Raw genomic sequence first — 19,101 nt, forward strand, 5'->3', positions numbered from 1 at the left:
TGCCTGGGTACCAATCTGGAGGGAGTTCTGCCGTTTCAGGTTTCTTGCCCCAGTCCCCGCTATGTCATCAGACTGCGAATATGTGCTCGAATGTCCCATCTCGCAGTCATGCGTTCGCTGATTTTGATGCTGAACACTGTTTTGAGAACCGACGTCCCGATATGCGGTGATCGTAGCCTGTCGGGCAACCGATCTGCAAAGATTGAGCCTTTGCCGCTCAAGACTTGCGCCAGAATTTCCTCGGTCACCACCAGCCTTGTGCAATAGTCGCATAAGGTCGCCGGCTGCACGATATCCATGCCATTGAAGCTGTGACGGGCCGCGATCGTCGAGGGAACGATCTCCTCGATCGGAAATCCGCAAGGTGCCATCGGGAAATTCGCGATGAACAGCCTTGTCAGCTGCGAAAAGATCGGCCGCTTGAAGAACTGACCTTCCGACTGGCCGCCAAAATAAAGCGGAAGCTCCACACCGGAGAGGAAGCCCTGCATTGCGGTGGTTTTCAGGAGATCTTCGCGGAAGACACTCCAATCCGTGGCAAGATCGAAGACTTCCGTCTGGGCGCCGATCGGATGTTTCGAAACATGGTCGGAAAGGCCATGCTTTATCAGAAGCTCGTCGGCGGAAATCAGCATGACCGTGTCGAATTCGGAGCCCGTCTCAAGCATGTGCAGAAAGTTGCTGACATGCAGATGCAGCATGCCGGCGCCGGGGGCGAATAAATAGGAATAGGGATTGATGACGACATTTTCGAAGTCGCAGGAGTGCTCGAACTCGCTTCGGCCCGCAGAAGCGCCTGCGGCGATGTGAATGCAGATCAGGGATCCCGGGCAGAAATAATTGATGTTCTCGATCTGCTGCCGAACGATATCCGGCCTCTCGGTGACCGGAAGAGAAAACAGGATCCTACCCATGGTGACCTTCGCATCCATCTCGAAAACCGGGTGCGGAAAGCTTGCCCGGTGCAAAACGGGTCTGCGGAGAGCTCCATCCCGAAAGCTGCACAATCGGGATAGAGTATTAGGCTGTTGTCAGGCTGACCAGGAATTACGCACCACTCTTGACCGGGCGCGGGTTGCCCTCGCTGTCGACCGACACCATCACGAACACGGCCTCGGTGACCTTTTCGCGGGTATCGACATAGTGCCGGCGCGTCCAGGCTTCGATCTTCAGCATGATCGAGGTGCGGCCTATCTTTTCGATCCGGGTATAGACACAGAGCGTGTCGCCGATTTTGACTGGTTTCTTGAAGACGATTTCATGGACGGCAACCGTCACGGTGCGTCCGCCTGCCGCCTCGTTGGCGCGCACGAAGGCCGCGATATCCATTTGTGACATCACCCAGCCGCCGAAAATATCGCCTGCCGGATTTGCGTCTGCGGGCATTGCCAGCGTTCGAAGTGTCAGTTCCATATCAGCCGGCGGCTGCAATTCCATGTCTCTGTTCCCTTTTTGCCTAGCCTCCCGCTGGCAGAACTAGAGAAGATCGGCGCTTGCGCCAACAGCCGATTTGTCGGGTCTGCTTTTCCATCAGCGCGGGGCAGGGCGCGCGCCCCCAGCTGGCAATTGTGCAGTTCTGGTTGCCTGCTGGCCGATTTTGCTGTTCATCGGCATCGTCATGCGCGGACCTGTCGGCCGCGTCGGAATTTGTCGGCAAGCCGGCGGTCGGGGCATATGGACATGGTAAGTGACAAGATAGGCAGTGAGAAATCCGCGCGCATTGCCGGTTTTGCGGATCGCCTTTCTGCGGGATTTTGGCCGGCCGTTGTTTTTCTCGGCCTCTATTTTGTGATCAGCATCGCCATCCGCGTCGCACTGCCGAACGGCTTGAGTCTCGATGAAGCCGAGCAGTCGCTGTTTTCGCAATATTGGCTTCTCGGCTATGGGCCGCAGCCTCCCTTCTTCAACTGGGTGCAGAATGCCGCGGTCGGGTTGATGGGCATCTCGCTCTTCTCTCTGGCCCTGCCCAAATTCCTGATCCTGTTCCTGGCCTATGTCTTTTACGGCATGGCGGGCTGGGAGCTGCGCCGCTCGCCTGTCCTGGTTGCCTTTGCCATGCTGGCCCTCGTGACGCTGCCGCAGGTCTCCGTCATGCCGCAGCTTGATCTCACCCACACAGTCGCCGTGCTGATGGCGGCCTCGCTTTTCCTCTACGGGCTTTGCCGGGTGCTGCAGCGGGCCGACTGGCAGGGCTATGCCATTCTTGGGCTCGCGATCGGCATCGGCACGATCTCGAAATACAATTTCGTGCTTCTGCCCGCCTCGGCCGTGCTTGCCGTTTTCTGCGACCGGCAATGGCGGCCAAAACTGTTTCATCCGCTCGTGCTTCTCAGCTTTGCGGTGAGCATTGCCATCGTCCTGCCGCACGCGCTTTGGCTCCTCGACAATCTCGACCTCGCCACGCGGGGCACGATGACCAAGATGGTGGAAGCGAATGCGCCGCATGGCGTCGTGCGCATTATCAAGGCATTCGGCTCGTTGATTGCCGCTTGCCTTGCCTTCGGCGCGCTGTGCGTCGTGGCACTGTCGATCGCCTTCCGGCGAGACGTCCGCTCGGCGGCATCAGCCAGTGATCGCTGGACCCGGCTTTTCGGCCTGATGATGCTGTTTTCGCTGGCGGGTGTCGTTCTCGTCATTCTCGTAGCAGGCACGACGAAGATCACCGAGCGCTGGCTTGATCCCTATCTTCTGGTCCTGCCGCTTTATCTTCTTCTGAAGCTGGAGAAAGCAGGCGCCGATCTTCAGGGTGGTTTCCGGCGGCTCCTGCCATTCCTGATCGTCGTAATGGTCGTCAGCCTCCTGCCATCACCGGTGAGAACTCTGGGTGCCGCTTTCGGCGGCCCCGTCTATCGCACCAACATGCCCTTCGCCGATCTAGGGGAGGTGATCCGCAAGGAGGATCACCCGGCCGCTATCCTCGCACGCGGCATGCATCTCGCCGGCAATATGCGACTGCAGTTTCCGGGTGTTCCGGTCATCAATACGGATAGCCCCGATAAGGGCATTGCGATTGCAGATATCCGCCCGCCGGTTCTGGTGATCGAAGTGCCTTCCGACAAAGATGCTGCAGACAAGGCGGTCGATCTGCGCGGCACGCCCTCCGAACTCGGCCTCACTGCGTCGGAGAGCAGAACCGTTGTCCTGCCTTACCGTTTCGGTGGCGATAGAAAAATGAGCTTCCGTTATCTCTGGCTGCGCTAGGGTCTAAACTCAATCAGGATAGGGGTTCTGCAAGCTGTATTTTGTGCCTGAGTAGGAGGAGAGGTGCAGGAAATGCGCATCATTTTCAAACCTTTCCGACGCCCGCAGGCACAAAATACAGCTTGTCCGAAGGATTGGCGATGATGGGCCGCCTGATCGCAAACAATGCTCGACAAGACCAGAAGGTCTTGCCTTGCGCTTGTTTGCTTCCATTCAATCCCATCATCGCCAACAGAACCCCTATCCTGATTGAGTTTAGACCCTAAAGCCGCTTGCAAACTGCAGGCGCTGTTATATCGATTGCCGCATCGGATGCGCGTCTGCGCATCGACGGCGGCTTTTCCCGGCATCGTTTGAAGCCGGTTTCCGAAACGCAGGCCGATCCTGGCATATGGAGTGAAGACGGATGAGATGGAAGCGCACGATCCAGCTGCTGGATGTTCATGCGGAAGGTGAGATCGGCCGGGTCGCGATCGGTGGTGTGCCGAAGATTCCGGGTGATACGGTTGCCGACCAGCTGGCCTGGCTGAATTCCGATCCGAAGGGCCAGGAACTGCGCCGCTTCCTCTGCCTCGAGCCGCGCGGTGCGCCGATCGGCTCCGTCAATCTCCTGCTTCCGGCGAAACACCCGGAGGCCGATGCCGCCTTCATCATCCTGCAGCCCGATCAGGCGCATGCCAGCTCCGGCTCGAATTCGATCTGCGTCACGACGGCGCTTCTGGAATCCGGCATTGTCGAGATGAAGGAGCCAGAAACCATCGTCACCCTGGAAACCGCGGCCGGTCTCGTGCGCGCCACGGCCACCTGCCGTGACGGTCGCTGCGAAAAAGTAAAACTCACCATGGTGCCATCCTTCGTGCACGAGCTTGACGTGGCACTGCAGACCCCGGAATGGGGCGAGATCCGTCTCGACCTTTGTTACGGCGGTATCTTTTATGGCCTGGTCGATGTCAGCCAGATCGGGCTCACCATCGGGAAGGGCAATGCCGCGGCTCTCGTTCAGGCCGGCATGGTGCTGAAGGATCTGATCAACCGGCAGATCAAGGTCGTGCATCCGGAAATCCCGGCGATCTCGGGCGTTGCCTATGTGATGTTCCGCGATACGGAAGCCGATGGCACGGTTCGCACCTGCACGACCATGTGGCCGGGCCGTGCCGATCGCTCACCCTGCGGCACGGGCAATTCCGCCAATCTCGCCGCATTACATGCGCGTGGAAAAGTGAAGGTCGGAGACGTTTTTCAGTCGCGCTCGATCATCGGCACGCAATTTGAAGTCGGATTGGCAAAGGAAACGGAAGTCGCGGGCAAGAAGGCGATCGTGCCGACCATTGCCGGCCGCGGTTTTACCTTCGGCCTCAGCCAGGTCGCGCTCGATCCGTTCGATCCGCTGGCCGAAGGTTTCGCCATGACCGACGTCTGGGGTCCGTCGGCCGGCGATATCTGACGAGAATGATGCGGAGGCAGGGGATCTGAAAAATCAGATCTCCTTGCCCGAGATTGCCGGGCTTTCCATGTCGCCCTGCTTTAGGACCAGCGTGTTGACGCCATCCTCGGTGTCCTTCGAAGGTGCCTGAACGACGCCCATGTCCTGGAACTGCATGTATTTGTAGGCGCCGAAGACGTCGCCCTTCTCGGCAGCTTCGCGATACATTTCGGCAGCCTTCTGGGCATTGGCGGCAATGCCTTCGCCGGCTTCATACATCAGGCCGAGATTGATCATCGCATCCGCATTGCCGCGCTGGGCGGCAATGTCGTACCAGGCGATCGCCGTCTGGTCGTCCTGCGGGATCAGTGTGCCTTCGTCATAGATGGCGCCGATATTGAAGGCGGCTGTATCGTCGCCCTCGGCGGCAGCCTTCTCGAACCAGTTCAGAGCCTTTTGGATGTCCGGCTGAGTACCGAGACCGTCGCGATAGGCAACGCCGAGATTATACGCGGCGAGCCGGTTGCCGCTGGCGGCAGCTTCGCTATAGAGGCGGAATTCGGCCTGATCGTCGCCGAGGCGACCCATCAGCATGCCGAAATTCACCTTGGCAGCCGGATAATCGGCCTTGGCGGCGGCATCATAGGCGCCCATAGCCTGATCGGCCTGATCCGAATTGTTGAGTGCGCGGCCAAGCTGGTAGGCAAACCGCGGATTGCCGGTTGCCTCATACGCCATGCGGCAGGCGTCGATCGCCTTGCCGTCGATATTGGCCACGTCGACCGGCTGATATTCGCTGTTGCGAAGCTCGTCATAGGGGCTGCCGGCCAGCTGGTCGCATTCGCCCTGCATGGCGGATACCACAACGAGATTGGCGCGCTCCTCGGCGCTCGGGGAAACTGTCAATGCACAAAGGACAACGGCAGCGCCTGTGGCGGCTGCTAATCCCCTGTTGACTTTGGAAGTCCGGGATTTCATTGTGTGCTCCGATTCATAGAACCTTCAGATTGATTAACGAACGCCGAAAACCCGCACTGGTTCCTTGAGGATCCGGCACTTTTGGCGATAAATGTCGTCGCATCGTGCACTTTCGCGTGAAATTTAGCCGGCAATCTTCGGCGCCGCTTGTTTCTTCATACCGTGTTTGGTCTCCTCCGATTGTTTTCCGCTGAACGATGGTGCTAAGGGGAGAAAACTCTCCGCATATCGGGACTATCGGGATCATCATGAAAACCATCAGCATCCGCCGCCCGGACGATTGGCACCTGCATCTGCGCGATGGCGCCGTTCTGGAAGGTGTCGTCGGCGATACCAGCCGCCATTTCGCCCGCGCGATCATCATGCCGAACCTGGTTCCGCCGGTCGTCACCACGTCGGATGCAAAAGCCTATCGCGAGCGCATCATGGCTGCCGTTCCTGCCGGTGATCGGTTCGAGCCGCTGATGACCCTCTATCTGACCGAGCACACCGATGCCGACGATGTCGAAGAGGGCAAGAAGAGCGGCCTCATCCATGCGGTAAAGCTTTATCCCGCCGGTGCCACGACCAATTCCCATGGCGGCGTCCGCGACCTCACCAAGGTCATGCCGGTTTTGGAGCGCATGGCGAAGATCGGCCTGCCGCTCTGCGTGCATGGCGAAGTCACCACGCCGGACGTCGATATTTTCGACCGCGAAGCCGTCTTCATCGAGACCGTGCTCGATCCGCTGCGCAAGCGGCTGCCGGAGCTGAAGGTAACGATGGAACACGTTACGACCGCTGACGGCATCGACTATATCAAGTCGTCCGCCGCAAACCTTGCCGGCTCGATCACCACCCATCACCTGATCATCAACCGCAATGCGATCCTGGTCGGTGGCATTCGCCCGCATTATTACTGCCTGCCGGTCGCCAAGCGCGAGAACCATCGTCTGGCGCTGCGCGCTGCCGCCACATCCGGCGACAAGCGTTTCTTCCTCGGCACGGATTCGGCGCCGCATGTCGATCCGCTCAAGGAATGCGGCTGTGGCTGCGCCGGCATCTATACGTCGGTCAACACGATGAGCTGCCTTGCCCATGTCTTCGAGCAGGACGGTGCGCTGGACAAGCTGGAAGCATTCTCGTCGCTCAACGGCCCGGCCTGGTATGGTCTGGCGCCGAATGAAGAGATGATGACGCTCGTTCGCCGCGATGAGCCGGTTGTTTTCCCGGACAAGCGTTACACGGGTGCAGGTCCGATCACTGTTTTCGATCCGATGTTCCCGCTTCACTGGGACGTGATGGAAGAATAATTTTACGACGCCGAAAAACTAAATCTCGAATTGGAATGGTAACTATTTGGAGAGAATAGGAAGATAGCTTTCGCCCCGACTATCCTCCTTCGATAATCGAAGAGAATTCCGGCATGATGCTAGACTACCAGTCTCTTCTGCTAGCGCTCGGCGTTTCCGCCGCGTGTCTCATGGTGACTCTTTTCGGGACATGGTATTCGCGCCGGACGGATTCCTTTCTTTTCACACTGGTTATTGCGCTCGGCCTCACGGTTTCCGGCATCTTTCTCTATAGTTCCTATACGGTCGATGCCGGGCCGGTGATTGCATCCTTTGCCTATGTCTTCCTGATGGCCGGGTTCAGCGTCATCTATGCAGCCTCCGTCCAGTTCCGCACCGGTGAAAAGCCCTGGCGTCTTGCAGGACTGCTGAGCCTTGCGACGGCGATCCCCGGCGTGCCGCTCATCGTCGGCGGCATCGATGGCCTCGGCATCATCCTGATGAACATTGCCACCGCCCTGCTTCTGGCCGGCACGGCCTGGCAATACTGGCTTGCCCGCGAGGAAGCGCCGGTACCGCTTTACGGCATGGTGATACTCTATGCTTTGAGCGGCCTCTCCTTCGTCCTTTGCGCGGCAGTGCTCATGAGCCGCGAACAATGGATACTGGGACACGCGCCTGACAACTGGGCCGAAAATCTCAACATCGGTGTCTGCATCGCCGGCATGACTGGCATCGGCGCCCTGTCGCTGGCGCTGCATCAATGGCGCATGGCTGCCCTTCATCGCCGCGAGGCGATGACCGACCCGCTGACCGGCCTGATGAACCGACGCGCGCTTTTCGAGGATTATGGTAGCCGTGTCTTCACCGCCTCGACGGCAGTGATCGTCTTCGACATCGACCGTTTCAAGTCGATCAACGACCAGCATGGCCATGCGGCCGGTGATGAAGTGCTGAAGATTTTTGCGGCCGATATTCTGGCCGATATCCGCAGCAGCCAGGCGGCAAGGCTCGGCGGCGAGGAATTCGCAGTGCTTCTCGACAACGTCCTGCCCGGCCGCGCCGAACGCATCGCCAATGACATCCGCCGGCGTTTTGGCGTGCGCGACATCAAAGTCGGCGAAAGCATCCTGAAATGCACCGTCAGCGCCGGTGTTGCCGTCGGCACACCGCAAGGCCAGCCTTTCGAGATCGTGCTCAACCGCGCCGATGCGGCGCTTTACGATGCCAAGCGCGCCGGTCGTGATCGTGTCGAGGTCGCCGGTTATCTGCGTTCGGTCGAGCCGACGGAGAGCCGCACCAGCGCCTGAGACATCATATCCGCCCATATGCCGGGAAATAAGCGCTTTGCCCGCTGGCGCCTTGCCATCCATGCTGCTATTGCGGCGCGTGGTTTTGACAAAAGGAGCGCGCGCATGATCCAGACCACATTCCCCGACCGTAACCTGATGGCCGAACTCATGGCCAAGATGCTGTGGGAAATCGGCGCGGTGCATTTTAATGCCGACAAGCATTACAAGTTCGCCTCCGGCATGATGAGCCCGGTCTATATCGACTGCCGCAAGCTTCTCTCTTATCCGCGTGTTCGTTCTGCCATCATGGACTTCGCCGTCTCCACTCTTCTCCGTGATGCCGGCTTCGAAAAGTTCGATTGCATCGCCGGCGGCGAGACCGCGGGCATTCCCTTCGCAGCCCTGCTGGCCGATCGTCTGGCGCTGCCGATGATCTATGTTCGCAAGCAGCCGAAGGGCCATGGCCGCAATGCCCAGATCGAAGGCAACATGCCGGAAGGTTCGCGCGTGCTGGTCATCGAGGACCTGACGACGGCCGGCGGCTCTATGTTCAAGTTCATCGATGCGATCCGCGCTGCGGGCGGCATTGTCGATCACGGCATGGCGCTGTTCTATTACGGCATCTTCGATGAAGGCGCGCTGCGTTTTGCCGATGGCAAGGTGCAGTTCCACCACATCGCCACCTGGCGCAATGTTCTGGCCGTCGCCCGCGACCAGAAACTGTTCGACGAAAAGACGCTGTCGGAAGTCGAGGCCTTCCTCGACGCGCCGCTCGCCTGGTCGGCCCGCAATGGCGGCATCAGCGAACTGCCGAAATAAGCAGTAACCTTCAAGCGAGCTTTTGCCCTAGCCAACGGACAAAAGCTCGCTTATTCCTGTCGAAAAGCAGGCAATAATTCCTTGGGAGGAAATCCATGATCCTGTGCTGCGGCGAAGCCCTTATCGACATGCTTCCGCGTGAGACGACGCTTGGTGAAAAGGCGTTCGCGCCCTATGCCGGCGGCGCGGTGTTCAACACGGCAATCGCGCTCGGCCGCCTCGGCGCCCCGACCGGTTTCTTCACCGGCCTGGCCGATGATATGATGGGCGATGTTCTGCGCGATACGCTGCGTGCCAGCAATGTCGACTTTTCCTATTGCGCCATCACCCCGCGTCCCTCGACCATCGCCTTCGTCAAACTGGTCGATGGCCACGCGACCTATGCCTTCTATGACGAGGGCACGGCCGGTCGGATGATCACCGAAGCCGATCTGCCGGCGCTCGGCGATGATTGTGAGGCGCTGCATTTCGGCGCGATCAGCCTCATCCCCGAACCCTGCGGTTCGACCTATGAAGCCCTGATGAAGCGCGAGCATGAAAAGCGCGTCATTTCGCTCGATCCGAATATCCGCCCCGGCTTCATCAAGGACAAGGCGGCCCATCTCGCCCGCATCCGCCGCATGGCGGCCATGTCCGACATCGTCAAATTCTCCGACGAGGATCTCGCTTGGTTCGGTCTTGAAGGTGATGAAGAAACACTTGCCCGCCACTGGCTGCATCACGGCGCAAAGCTCGTCGTCGTCACCCGCGGTGCGGATGGCGCTGTCGGTTATACGGCGAACCACAAGGTCGTCGTGCCGAGCGAAAAGGTAACGGTGGTCGACACGGTCGGCGCCGGCGACACGTTCGATGCCGGCATTCTGGCATCGTTGAAGATGCAGAACCTGTTGACCAAATCGCAGGTGGCAAACCTTTCCGAAGACCAGATCGCCAAGGCACTGGCACTCGGCGCCAAGGCCGCAGCCGTCACCGTGTCGCGGGCAGGGGCCAACCCGCCGTTTGCGAACGAGATCGGGCTTTAAGCCCGCTTATCGGCTCCAAGCTGAATTCTGCAATACGACCCGGTAACCGTCCGGGTCTTCAAAAGTCTGCCCGTCCTGGTCCCAATAGGGATTATAGGATGGGACAGGCTTGAATACGGCTGTCTGCATGCGTGTCGTCGCAGCCGTCCATTCCGAACGGTCTGGCAGATAAAGCACGATGAGATTGTCAGCGCTTGGAGCACGGCCAACAGTGTGGCCGCGCTGATGCGTGAACTCCAGGTGATAGGGCCATCGGGCATGCCCGAGGATCAGGCCGTCGAAACCCTGGTGGTCTTCGAATGCTGCAAGCTGCTCGAAGCCGAGGCCAGTCTCATAGAAGCTGCGCAGCCGACCGATATCATCCGTCGGCCGCGCGATCCTTAAGACCGGCGCCTGCATTACTTCTTCAGCCCGGCCAGCACCTTCACGAGGCCCTGCGTCGAGGAATCGTGGCCCTCGGCGCTTTCCTTGCCTTCAACGACCGGCAGAAGACCGGTGGCCAGTTCCTTGCCGAGCTCGACGCCCCACTGGTCGAAGGAGTTGATGCGGAAGAGCACGCCTTCAACGAAGACGCGGTGTTCGTAAAGCGCGATCAGCCGGCCGAGCGCAAATGGCGTCAGCTTGTCGTGCACGAAGGTGATCGACGGGCGGTTGCCGGTGAAGACGCGGTGCGGCGCGATGAAATCGGCCTGCTTGTCGTCCATGCCCTTGGAGGTGAGCTGCGCCTTGGCTTCCTCGAAGGTGCGGCCCTTCATCAGCGCTTCGGACTGCGCCAGGCAATTGGCGATCAGCAGTTCGTGCTGGTTGCGCAGCTCCGGTTCGAAACCGTTGGCGGCGATCATGAACTCGGCCGGGATGATGCTCGTGCCCTGGTGGATCAGCTGGTAGAAGGCGTGCTGGCCATTGGTGCCAGGCTCGCCCCAGACGACCGGGCCGGAATTGCCCTCGACCGGCGTGCCGTCGATCGTCACACCCTTGCCGTTCGATTCCATGTCCAGCTGCTGCAGATAGGCCGGGAAGCGCAGCAGGCGCTGGTCGTAAGGCAGGATGGCACGGGTCGCGTAACCCAGGACGTTGCGGTGGTAGAAGCCGATCAGGCCGAGAAGCATCGGCAGGTTCTTGGCTACCGGCGCCTCGCGGAAATGCTTGTCCATGGCATGTGCGCCATCGAGGAATTTTCCGAAATTCTCAGGCCCGACCGCCAGCATCAGCGGCAGGCCGATCGCCGACCAGATCGAATAACGACCGCCGACCCAGTCCCAGAAACCGAAGACACGGTCCTGGTCGATGCCGAAGGCGGCAACCTTGTCGAGCGCGGTGGAGACGGCGCAGAAATGATGCTTGACCGCCGCATCGCCGAGCTTGTCGGCAATGAACTTGCGGGCTGCACCCGCATTGGTCATCGTCTCAATCGTCGTGAACGTCTTCGAGGCGACGATGAACAGCGTCGTTTCGGCGTCGAGATGCTTCAGCGTATCGGCAATATGGGCGCCGTCGACATTGGAGACAAAATGCGCGCGCGGGCCGTCATGGTAAGGGGCGAGCGCCAGCGTCACCATCACCGGGCCGAGGTCCGAGCCGCCAATGCCGATATTGACGACGTCGGTGATCTTCTTGCCGGTCGCGCCCTTCAGCGCACCCGAGCGGATGCCGTCGGAAAACTTGCCCATGGCTGCAAGTACGGCGTTGACATCAGGCATGACGTCCTTGCCATCGACCAGAACCGGCGTGTTCGATCGATTGCGCAACGCGGTATGCAGAACGGCGCGGCCTTCGGTGAAGTTGATCGCGACGCCGGAGAACATTTCTTCGCGCTTCTTTGCAACGCCACCAGCCTCGGCCAGCTTTTCGAGGAGGGCGAGGATCTCGCCATTCACGGCTATCTTGGAATAATCCATGGTCAGGTCGTCGAAGGAGACGCTGAATTTGCCGAACCGGCCCGGATCAGCGGCAAAGGCCGCCCGGATATCGGTGGCATTGGTCTTTTCGACGGCGGACTTCAGCTCTTGGACGATGGCCTGCATGGGATTTCCTCAGCACTTGGGCAAACGATGAACGGGAACCTATTCGCTTTCCCGCTCAAATCAAGCGCATCCTTATGCAAGTTTGTTCGGCGTTTGGACTATTGTCCGGCAGCCGTCGTCACCGTATTGCCGGCGGCGTTGCCGAGCCGGTTGAGCTGGTCATTATAGTTGCGGCGGGTCTCGGGATCGAAGATCGAGATCGGCGTGCTGACGGCAACGCTGGCGGCACCACCAACCGTCTGAGCCGCACCAAGCGCCACTGCACCGAGCCTGTCGCCGAGACCGACGCTGGAATCCGTCACCGTCTGGCCGGCAATCAGGCGGTTGCCGAGCAGCTGAACGACCTGCGGGCTTTCGGCGAATTTGCCGTGGTTCAGGCTGTCGCCGGTTTTCAGCGCGGTCAGATCGAGAACCGTAATACCGGCCTTTTCGAAGGCGGTGCGATAAGGCTCGACCGTCGGGTCCACCTGACCAAGCCGGTCGATATCGCCGGATATGCGCCGCGAAAGGCCGAGCGCCCGGTCGTCGCGCGATACGAACAGCGTGAATTTCGGATGTTTTGGCCCAAGCGCGGAAAACTGGTTGGTGAAGACGTCGACGTCGAGATCCGGCGAGGCGAGGATGACGTTCTGGATCTTTGGCGCGACCCGCCCGTCGCGGATCGCCATCTGGCGCAGCGCCTCGACCGTCAGCCACGAGCCCATCGAATGCGCCATGATCGTCACTTCGCCGACCTGAGGATCTCGCGCCAGCCGGCGCAACATGTCTTCCAGCGCATCGCGGGAATAGTTGGTGCTTTCCTTGTCGTAATTATAGGCAAAGATGCTGCCGCGCGACGGCCAGGTGAAGAGCACCGGCGCGACATCCGCCTTCGAATCGTGGACGATCTGCGCAAATCGGTAGACGGCATCCTCGTAGCGGTTGTTAAAACCATGCACGAAGACAAGAACCCGGCGGCTTTTCGGCAGATTGCCCCTTAGCCAGGCCGGTGCCGATTGCGGCGTCATCGGCGTGACGGAAACGGTGGTGAACTCCTTGGCAGGATCCGCAGGCAGCTTTGAAGGCCATTCGACCTGGCCGACCTTGTGCTTGCTTTCCGGTGGGATGGAAACCTTGATCTCGGTGACATGGGCACCCTTGTCACGCTCGCCGGAAAAAAGCACGCCCGGCGTTTCGGACGGCCGACGCGTCGTCGCCACGAGAACATCGACCATTGATGTTTTTTCTGCGGAAGCGACCTGCTGCGGCACGAGCACGCCTTCGGGCCGGCCAGCACAGGCGCTCAGCATGGCAAGCGTCATGACGACGGCAATTGCGCGAACCTGAATGTCAGCCAGCGTCTTCAAGATAACTCCCAGGGAGGTCATCATGACCCCTTCAAGCAGCTATCGCTAATCCAGCCGGCGGCCTGCGTCCATCGCTGATGGCGGGAAGAGCCGTGGCGGAGACAAGCTTCCGGCGCCACCTGTCGCAAGCCTGCAACGCTCGGTTATCCCCTCAGCTCGCGCCGCAGGATCTTGCCGACATTCGATTTGGGCAGGCTGTCGCGGAATTCGATGAAGCGGGGCCGCTTGTAATTGGTGAGGTTGGCGACGCAATGCGCCTTCACTTCCGCCTCGGTCAGATTCGGGTCCTTGCGCACGACGAAGATTTTGACCGCCTCGCCGGAATGTTCGTCCTTCAGGCCAACCGCTGCGCATTCGAGCACGCCCGGATGGCTGGCGACGACTTCCTCCACCTCGTTCGGATAGACGTTGAAACCGGAGACGAGGATCATGTCCTTCTTCCGATCGACGATCTTCGTATAGCCCTGAGCGTCCATATAGCCCATGTCGCCGGTGCGGAAATAATTGTCCGGCGTCATCGCTGCGGCGGTCTCGTCCGGCCTGTTCCAGTAGCCAGCCATGACCTGCGGCCCGCGAATGCAGATCTCGCCGACATCGCCCTGCTCGACCTCCTCGCCATCGTCGTCGCGGATCGAAATTTCAGTCGAGGAGATCGGCAGGCCGATCATGCCGGAAAAGTCGCGACGATTGCAGCGATTGGCGGTGGCGACCGGAGACGTTTCCGAAAGCCCGTATCCCTCGGTGATCGGGCAGCCGGTCATCTCCAGCCACCGTTCGGCCACCGGCCTCTGCACCGACATGCCGCCGCCGAACACCAGGATCAGCGCCGAAAAATCGAGTTTCTGGAAATCGGCATTGTTCATCAGCGCATTGAACAGCGTATTGAGACCTGGGAAGATATGGATCTGGTGTTCTCCTATCTCCTTCACCAGCGCCGGGATATCGCGCGGGTTGGCGATCAGGATATTGTGGCTGCCGGTCGCCACCCCCATCAGCGAATTCACCGTCAGCGCGAAGATATGGTAGAGCGGCAGCGCGCAGAGAAACTGCAGCTGTTCCGGCCGCTTCTTTTCGAGAAAGGCCGAATCCAGCCAGACACCCATCTGTTCCTTGTTGGCCAGAAGGTTGGCATGGGTCAGCATCGCACCCTTGGAAACGCCCGTCGTGCCGCCTGTATATTGCAGGAAGGCGAGGTCGGACGGTTTGGTGCCAGGAGCAGACAGCGAAAGCCGCGCACCTTCGGAAAGCACCTGCCGAAAACTTTTGGCAGACGGAAGCGACCATGCCGGCACGAGCTTTTTCACCCGCCGCACAATGAAATTGACGATATGGCCCTTGAGGCCCAGCATATCGCCCATCGTTGCCACGACGACATGTTTCACATCCGTCTTCGGTACGGCCTGCTCGGCAGTCCTGGCAAAGTTTTCGAGCACGAACAGCGCCTTGGCGCCGGAATCGCGCAACTGATGCTCCAGTTCCCGTGGCGTATAGAGCGGGTTGACGTTGACGACGACGAAACCGGCGCGAAGAATGCCATAAACGATCACCGGGTTCTGCAGCACGTTAGGCAGCATGACTGCCACCCGGTCGCCCTTTGCCAGCCCCTGCGCCTGCAGCCAGGCGCCGATCTTGCGGCTTTCGGCCTCCAACGTGCGAAACGTCAACGACTTGCCCATGCTGGAAAAGGCAGGCCGTTCGGCAAACCGGGCGCAGCTATCCTCGAACAGCTCTCCCAGCGATTGATGTTTCAGCGGTGGAATGAATTCCGGCACGGTCGGTGGATAGGAGGCGAGCCAGATCTTGGGCATCGACGTCGCGCTACGCGCGGTCACTTCATTCATGATAACCTCCTCCATTCAAATGCCGGCGGTCCTGTCGGATCAGAGGTCCTCCACCTCGGGGTCCGATGAACGATTATGCCACGTCGCCATGGCATCGAGCCAGATAATTCAAGAGCTATATAACTTTGACGTAAACGTCAATGAATGGCGCCGTTGAAAGCGGAGTTGTGATCGCCTTTTGAAATGAAATCAGGGAACATCCCTCTGCCCCGAGAGTTTTATAGGCATGACACTGCACAACAAGAGGAGGTGCGTCATGCTGCATCAGGAACCGCGAGCCGGCCAGGACCCTTACGTCAAGGACACTCATTCGCTGATTGCCAGCGACAAGGTCGAAGGCACAGCCGTTTATGGCGCTGACAACAAACGTATCGGTTCTATCGAACGCATTCTGCTGGAAAAGCGCGGCGGTCGTGTGGCCTATGCCGTTCTGAGCTTTGGCGGTTTCCTCGGGATCGGCGACGACTATTACCCGCTTCCCTGGGAAAAGCTGCGTTACGACGAACAGCTCGATGGCTATCGCATCGACCTGACCAAGGATCAGATCGTCGGCGCCCCGAAATACCACGATGCCGATGATGAGACCTGGTATCGTGCCAACGATCGCAAGGTCTACGACTATTACGGCATCCCGCCCTACTGGATGTAATTCTTCCTGACGGTCGAAATTCTCCAAGAGCGGTCCGCGAGGGATGGTTCGAGATGAGAATGGAGCCCCGTACAGCAATTGCTGTGCGGGGTTTTTACATTCAGAGCTTTAGCCGCATTTCCGACTGGGTAAGGCTTGATCGCCTCCAGCCGATCTTGCGCATGAAAGGGTCGAGCAACCCTTTCGGCACATTTTCGACGATATAGAGCCGCCGGCCGGGATAGGCCGAAGCAAGTCCATCAGCCAGCGCACGGCCAAGCCCCTTGCGTCTTTGACCAGGATCGACGGCAAGGCCATGGATCCGGATCTCGGCCGAACTGTCATCCAGCAAGGCCACCGCCGTTTCGCCAATTGCAAATCCCTTGAGCGGCGGGGCGGCATGTCGAAAACAGACCGGATCAGTCTGCCAGGTCAGACCGGGCTCGGCAAAGCGCAAAAGCATATCCGCAGCTTTTACCGGATCGCAGGCCGCGAGTTCGGGCGCATCTGTCGGAAGATCAGGTGCAGGCCTGCGCCGGCCTCTGCTGAACCCGACCAGCTGGCGGCTCGTCTCGAAACCGAGTGATACATAGAGATCGCGGGCGCGCGGATTGCTGTCGATCACCTCCAGCACCATTTCCCGGTCGCCACGCCGGCGGGCGGCGTCGATCGCTTTTGCCATCACCTGCCGGCCAACCCCCTTGCCGCGGATGGCAGGCCCGATGCCAAGAGCGCTGATGCGGCAGCGATTGCCGCGGCGTGCGACGAGCAGAATGCCAGCCGGCGTATCGCCATCGAAAAACACCTCGCTGCAATCCGCGTCGATATTTTCGCGCTCCATGCGCAGGGCAATCGATGCGGCAGACGCGGTAAAGGTCACGACGTAACCGGCAAACCCTTCCGTCAGGGCCCTGGCCGCATCCTCAAGCGAGGTGTCGGCAAGGCTGCGCCGCAGGGGAGGGCGATTCAGGTTTGCGCTGTCATCCACGTCCATTCCTCCGCCCGGTTGCGCATGGCCCGTCTATAGCACGTTGGAAGGCGTGCCTTTCTCGAAATTCTCGACATGGCTGATCACCTGCACCCAGAGCGTCTGCATCGCCTCGTCGCTCGCCCAGGCGACATGCGGGGTGACGATGATATTCGGCCGGTTGAGGATTTTGAGAAGCGGATTATCCGCTGCCGGCGGCTCGCGGGTCAAAACGTCGAAACCGGCGCCGGTTATCAGCCCTTCATCCAGTGCCGTCACCAGATCCGCCTCGTTCACCAGCCCACCGCGTGCCGTATTGATGATCAGCGGCCTCTTCTTCATCTTCCGGAATTCGGCAAGCCCGATCAGATCGCGGGTCTCGGGTGTTAGCGGCATGTGGAAGGTCAGGATATCGGCCTTTTCCAACACCTCCTCGAAGGCCGTATAACCGGGCTTCACCGTCCCGGCGCCCTTGCGGCCGGCCAGAAGCACCGTCATGCCGAAGGCCTCGGCGATCTTCGCCACCGAGCCACCCAAGGTCCCGCCGCCGAAAATGCCGAGCGTCGAGCCGGCGAGGTCGCGGATCGGGTGGTTGAAGAAGCAGAACTGGTTGGCGCGCTGCCATTCGCCATCGATCACATCCTGCCGGAAACCGACGATCGAGCGGCGCAGCGCAAAGATCAGCGCGAACGTGTGTTCCGGCACGGTGTTCACGGCATAACCGCGCACATTCGACACGGTGATGCCGCGCTCCTTTGCGGCCGCAAGGTCGATCACGTCATAACCCGTTGCCGCCACCGCGATCATCTTCAGGTTCGGCGCGCCTGCCATCGCCTCGGCCCGCACCGGCGCCTTGTTGGTAATGACGATATCGGCATCCGCAATGCGCCCGGCCACCTCGTCCGCTGCCGTCTTGCCATATTCCACCCATTGATGGGAAAAGGCGGGGCGGGTGATCGTCACCGAAGGGCCGATCGTATCGCGGTCGAGAAACACTATTTTGGGCATGGTCCGGTCCTGCGTATCGGGAATGTCGATCATGGCCACGACGCTGTTCGTCGGGCCCGTCTCGTATAACATCCGGCCTGCCGGCCGGAATGCAAGATCGCGGGGAAAAGAATGACCGATGTGATGGAGCTCGATTGTGTCGTGGTCGGCGGCGGCGTCATCGGCCTTGCGGTCGCCCGTGCGCTGGCCATGGCGGGGCGCGAGGTGATCGTGCTCGAAGCCGAGCCACTGCCCGGCGCCATCACGTCCGCCCGCAACAGCGAGGTCATCCATGCCGGCCTCTATTACGCGACCGGCAGTCTGAAGGCGAAACTCTGTGTCGCGGGAAAGCAGAAACTTTACGACTATTGCCGCGACCGTCACATCCCCCACCGCCAGTGCGGCAAGCTGGTCGTGGCGGCCAACGAACCGGAAGTGGCCTATCTCGAAAAACTGCTGAAACAGGCCGAAGCCAACGGCGTCGACGATTGCCGCCTGATCGACGCAAGCGTGCTCAATGCAATGGAGCCGCAGATCACGGGCTTTGCTGCGCTGGTCTCCCCCTCGACCGGCATTATCGACAGCCATTCCCTGATGCAGGCCTATATCGCCGATCTCGAAAACCATGGCGGCAGCCTGGTGCTGAACGCCCCGGTACTGAGCGGTGCACTCTTGGACAATGACCGGATCCGCTTGTCGGTCGGTGGCCGGGATCCGGTCGAGATCGAGGCCAGCTTCGTTGTCAACGCCGCCGGGCTCGGCGCCTGGAGCCTGTCGGAAAATATCGAGGGCATCGATCCCGCCACCATCCCGGCCCGGCATTATGCAAAGGGCTCTTACTTTTCGCTTGCCGGCCGCGCGCCGGCGCAAAGACTGATCTATCCGGTGCCGGAGCCGGGCGGGCTTGGCGTCCACCTGACGCTTGATCTCGCCGGCCAAGCGCGCTTCGGCCCGGATGTCGAATGGGTGGAGGCGATCGATTATGCGGTAGAGCCAAAGCGCTCGGAAAAATTCTACGCGGCGATCAGGCGCTATTTTCCCAATCTTGCCGATGGCGCGCTTGTGCCCGCTTATTCCGGTATCCGCCCGAAGATCGCCGGGCGCGATGCGGGTGGCGGCGGCGATTTCGTCATTCAGGGCTCGGCCGAGACCGGCCACCGCGCCTATGCCGCGCTCTACGGGATCGAATCGCCGGGCCTGACGTCATCCATGGCGATTGCCGATCATCTCTTGGAAAAACTCACGAATCCGTAAGCCCGGTTTGATGTCTTTTGGCGAAAAAGCCGGGAACTTCCGCGGATA

General features: G+C 60.1%; 18 protein-coding genes. 8 read left to right on the forward strand and 10 right to left on the reverse strand.

The genetic code is table 11. From position 1 onward, the window contains the following. Positions 1 to 59: 59 nt before the first annotated feature. Together FHW37_RS17720 and FHW37_RS17725 are read right to left on the reverse strand one after the other, a co-directional pair. Entirely contained in the window at positions 60 to 932 is an 873-nt protein-coding gene (locus FHW37_RS17720) for a hypothetical protein (RefSeq protein WP_145638748.1), read from the reverse strand. Positions 933 to 1,047: 115 nt separating this feature from the next. Beyond that, a complete protein-coding gene (locus FHW37_RS17725) occupies positions 1,048 to 1,437 on the reverse strand; it encodes an acyl-CoA thioesterase (RefSeq protein ID WP_145638750.1) in 390 nt (129 codons plus the stop codon). Between the two features lie 243 nt (positions 1,438 to 1,680). Here FHW37_RS17725 and FHW37_RS17730 point away from each other — a divergent pair, with 243 nt between their 5' ends. Further along, complete coding sequence (locus tag FHW37_RS17730; protein ID WP_145638752.1) at positions 1,681 to 3,201, forward strand: glycosyltransferase family 39 protein; 1,521 nt, start codon at positions 1,681 to 1,683, stop codon at positions 3,199 to 3,201. Between the two features lie 85 nt (positions 3,202 to 3,286). Here the strand turns inward: FHW37_RS17730 and FHW37_RS33610 are convergent, their stop codons facing one another. Further along, on the reverse strand, positions 3,287 to 3,433 hold the full coding sequence (locus FHW37_RS33610; RefSeq protein ID WP_186458294.1) for a hypothetical protein: 147 nt from the start codon (positions 3,431 to 3,433) through the stop codon (positions 3,287 to 3,289). A gap of 174 nt (positions 3,434 to 3,607) precedes the next feature. Here FHW37_RS33610 and FHW37_RS17740 point away from each other — a divergent pair, with 174 nt between their 5' ends. Then, the gene (locus FHW37_RS17740) at positions 3,608 to 4,645 is read left to right on the forward strand and encodes a proline racemase family protein (protein ID WP_145638753.1); all 1,038 of its coding nucleotides are present in this window, start codon (positions 3,608 to 3,610) and stop codon (positions 4,643 to 4,645) included. Positions 4,646 to 4,678: 33 nt separating this feature from the next. On the opposite strand, the gene FHW37_RS17745 is transcribed toward FHW37_RS17740, so the two are convergent. Next, positions 4,679 to 5,602, reverse strand: coding sequence for a tetratricopeptide repeat protein (locus FHW37_RS17745; protein WP_145638755.1), 924 nt, complete (start codon positions 5,600 to 5,602; stop codon positions 4,679 to 4,681). A gap of 248 nt (positions 5,603 to 5,850) precedes the next feature. Here FHW37_RS17745 and pyrC point away from each other — a divergent pair, with 248 nt between their 5' ends. From pyrC to FHW37_RS17765, 4 genes are all read left to right on the forward strand, one after another. Continuing rightward, the gene (gene pyrC / locus FHW37_RS17750; protein ID WP_145638757.1) at positions 5,851 to 6,894 is read left to right on the forward strand and encodes a dihydroorotase; all 1,044 of its coding nucleotides are present in this window, start codon (positions 5,851 to 5,853) and stop codon (positions 6,892 to 6,894) included. A gap of 113 nt (positions 6,895 to 7,007) precedes the next feature. Further along, positions 7,008 to 8,183 (forward strand): GGDEF domain-containing protein, encoded by a 1,176-nt coding sequence (locus FHW37_RS17755; protein ID WP_145638759.1) that lies wholly within the window; start codon positions 7,008 to 7,010, stop codon positions 8,181 to 8,183. Between the two features lie 105 nt (positions 8,184 to 8,288). Further along, positions 8,289 to 8,984 carry an orotate phosphoribosyltransferase gene (locus FHW37_RS17760; protein WP_145638761.1) on the forward strand — a complete coding sequence of 232 codons (696 nt, stop codon included), beginning with the start codon at positions 8,289 to 8,291 and terminating at the stop codon, positions 8,982 to 8,984. Between the two features lie 95 nt (positions 8,985 to 9,079). Next, complete coding sequence (locus FHW37_RS17765; protein WP_145638762.1) at positions 9,080 to 10,006, forward strand: carbohydrate kinase family protein; 927 nt, start codon at positions 9,080 to 9,082, stop codon at positions 10,004 to 10,006. 6 nt (positions 10,007 to 10,012) lie between these two features. Here FHW37_RS17765 and FHW37_RS17770 read toward each other — a convergent pair whose 3' ends face one another. From FHW37_RS17770 to FHW37_RS17785, 4 genes are all read right to left on the reverse strand, one after another. After that, positions 10,013 to 10,405, reverse strand: coding sequence for a VOC family protein (locus FHW37_RS17770; protein ID WP_145638764.1), 393 nt, complete (start codon positions 10,403 to 10,405; stop codon positions 10,013 to 10,015). Then, entirely contained in the window at positions 10,405 to 12,030 is a 1,626-nt protein-coding gene (gene pgi / locus FHW37_RS17775; protein WP_145638766.1) for a glucose-6-phosphate isomerase, read from the reverse strand. The genes FHW37_RS17770 and pgi overlap by 1 nt, the downstream gene beginning before the upstream one ends. Before the next feature lie 98 nt (positions 12,031 to 12,128). Further along, positions 12,129 to 13,331, reverse strand: coding sequence for an alpha/beta hydrolase (locus tag FHW37_RS17780; RefSeq protein ID WP_432442875.1), 1,203 nt, complete (start codon positions 13,329 to 13,331; stop codon positions 12,129 to 12,131). 188 nt (positions 13,332 to 13,519) lie between these two features. Continuing rightward, positions 13,520 to 15,217 (reverse strand): long-chain fatty acid--CoA ligase, encoded by a 1,698-nt coding sequence (locus FHW37_RS17785; RefSeq protein WP_145638769.1) that lies wholly within the window; start codon positions 15,215 to 15,217, stop codon positions 13,520 to 13,522. A gap of 256 nt (positions 15,218 to 15,473) precedes the next feature. On the opposite strand from FHW37_RS17785, the gene FHW37_RS17790 reads away from it, so the two are divergent. Next, positions 15,474 to 15,866 (forward strand): PRC-barrel domain-containing protein, encoded by a 393-nt coding sequence (locus tag FHW37_RS17790; protein WP_145638770.1) that lies wholly within the window; start codon positions 15,474 to 15,476, stop codon positions 15,864 to 15,866. Between the two features lie 100 nt (positions 15,867 to 15,966). Here the strand turns inward: FHW37_RS17790 and FHW37_RS17795 are convergent, their stop codons facing one another. Both FHW37_RS17795 and FHW37_RS17800 read right to left on the reverse strand, forming a co-directional pair. Beyond that, the gene (locus FHW37_RS17795) at positions 15,967 to 16,833 is read right to left on the reverse strand and encodes a GNAT family N-acetyltransferase (protein ID WP_186458296.1); all 867 of its coding nucleotides are present in this window, start codon (positions 16,831 to 16,833) and stop codon (positions 15,967 to 15,969) included. Between the two features lie 33 nt (positions 16,834 to 16,866). After that, a complete protein-coding gene (locus FHW37_RS17800; RefSeq protein WP_145639314.1) occupies positions 16,867 to 17,820 on the reverse strand; it encodes a D-2-hydroxyacid dehydrogenase in 954 nt (317 codons plus the stop codon). A gap of 111 nt (positions 17,821 to 17,931) precedes the next feature. Between FHW37_RS17800 and FHW37_RS17805 the strand changes: the two genes are divergently transcribed. Then, positions 17,932 to 19,053 carry an NAD(P)/FAD-dependent oxidoreductase gene (locus FHW37_RS17805; RefSeq protein ID WP_210249299.1) on the forward strand — a complete coding sequence of 374 codons (1,122 nt, stop codon included), beginning with the start codon at positions 17,932 to 17,934 and terminating at the stop codon, positions 19,051 to 19,053. Positions 19,054 to 19,101 lie beyond the last annotated feature (48 nt).

Origin of the sequence: Neorhizobium alkalisoli (assembly GCF_007829835.1) — a bacterium.
Taxonomy (GTDB): Bacteria; Pseudomonadota; Alphaproteobacteria; order Rhizobiales; family Rhizobiaceae; genus Neorhizobium.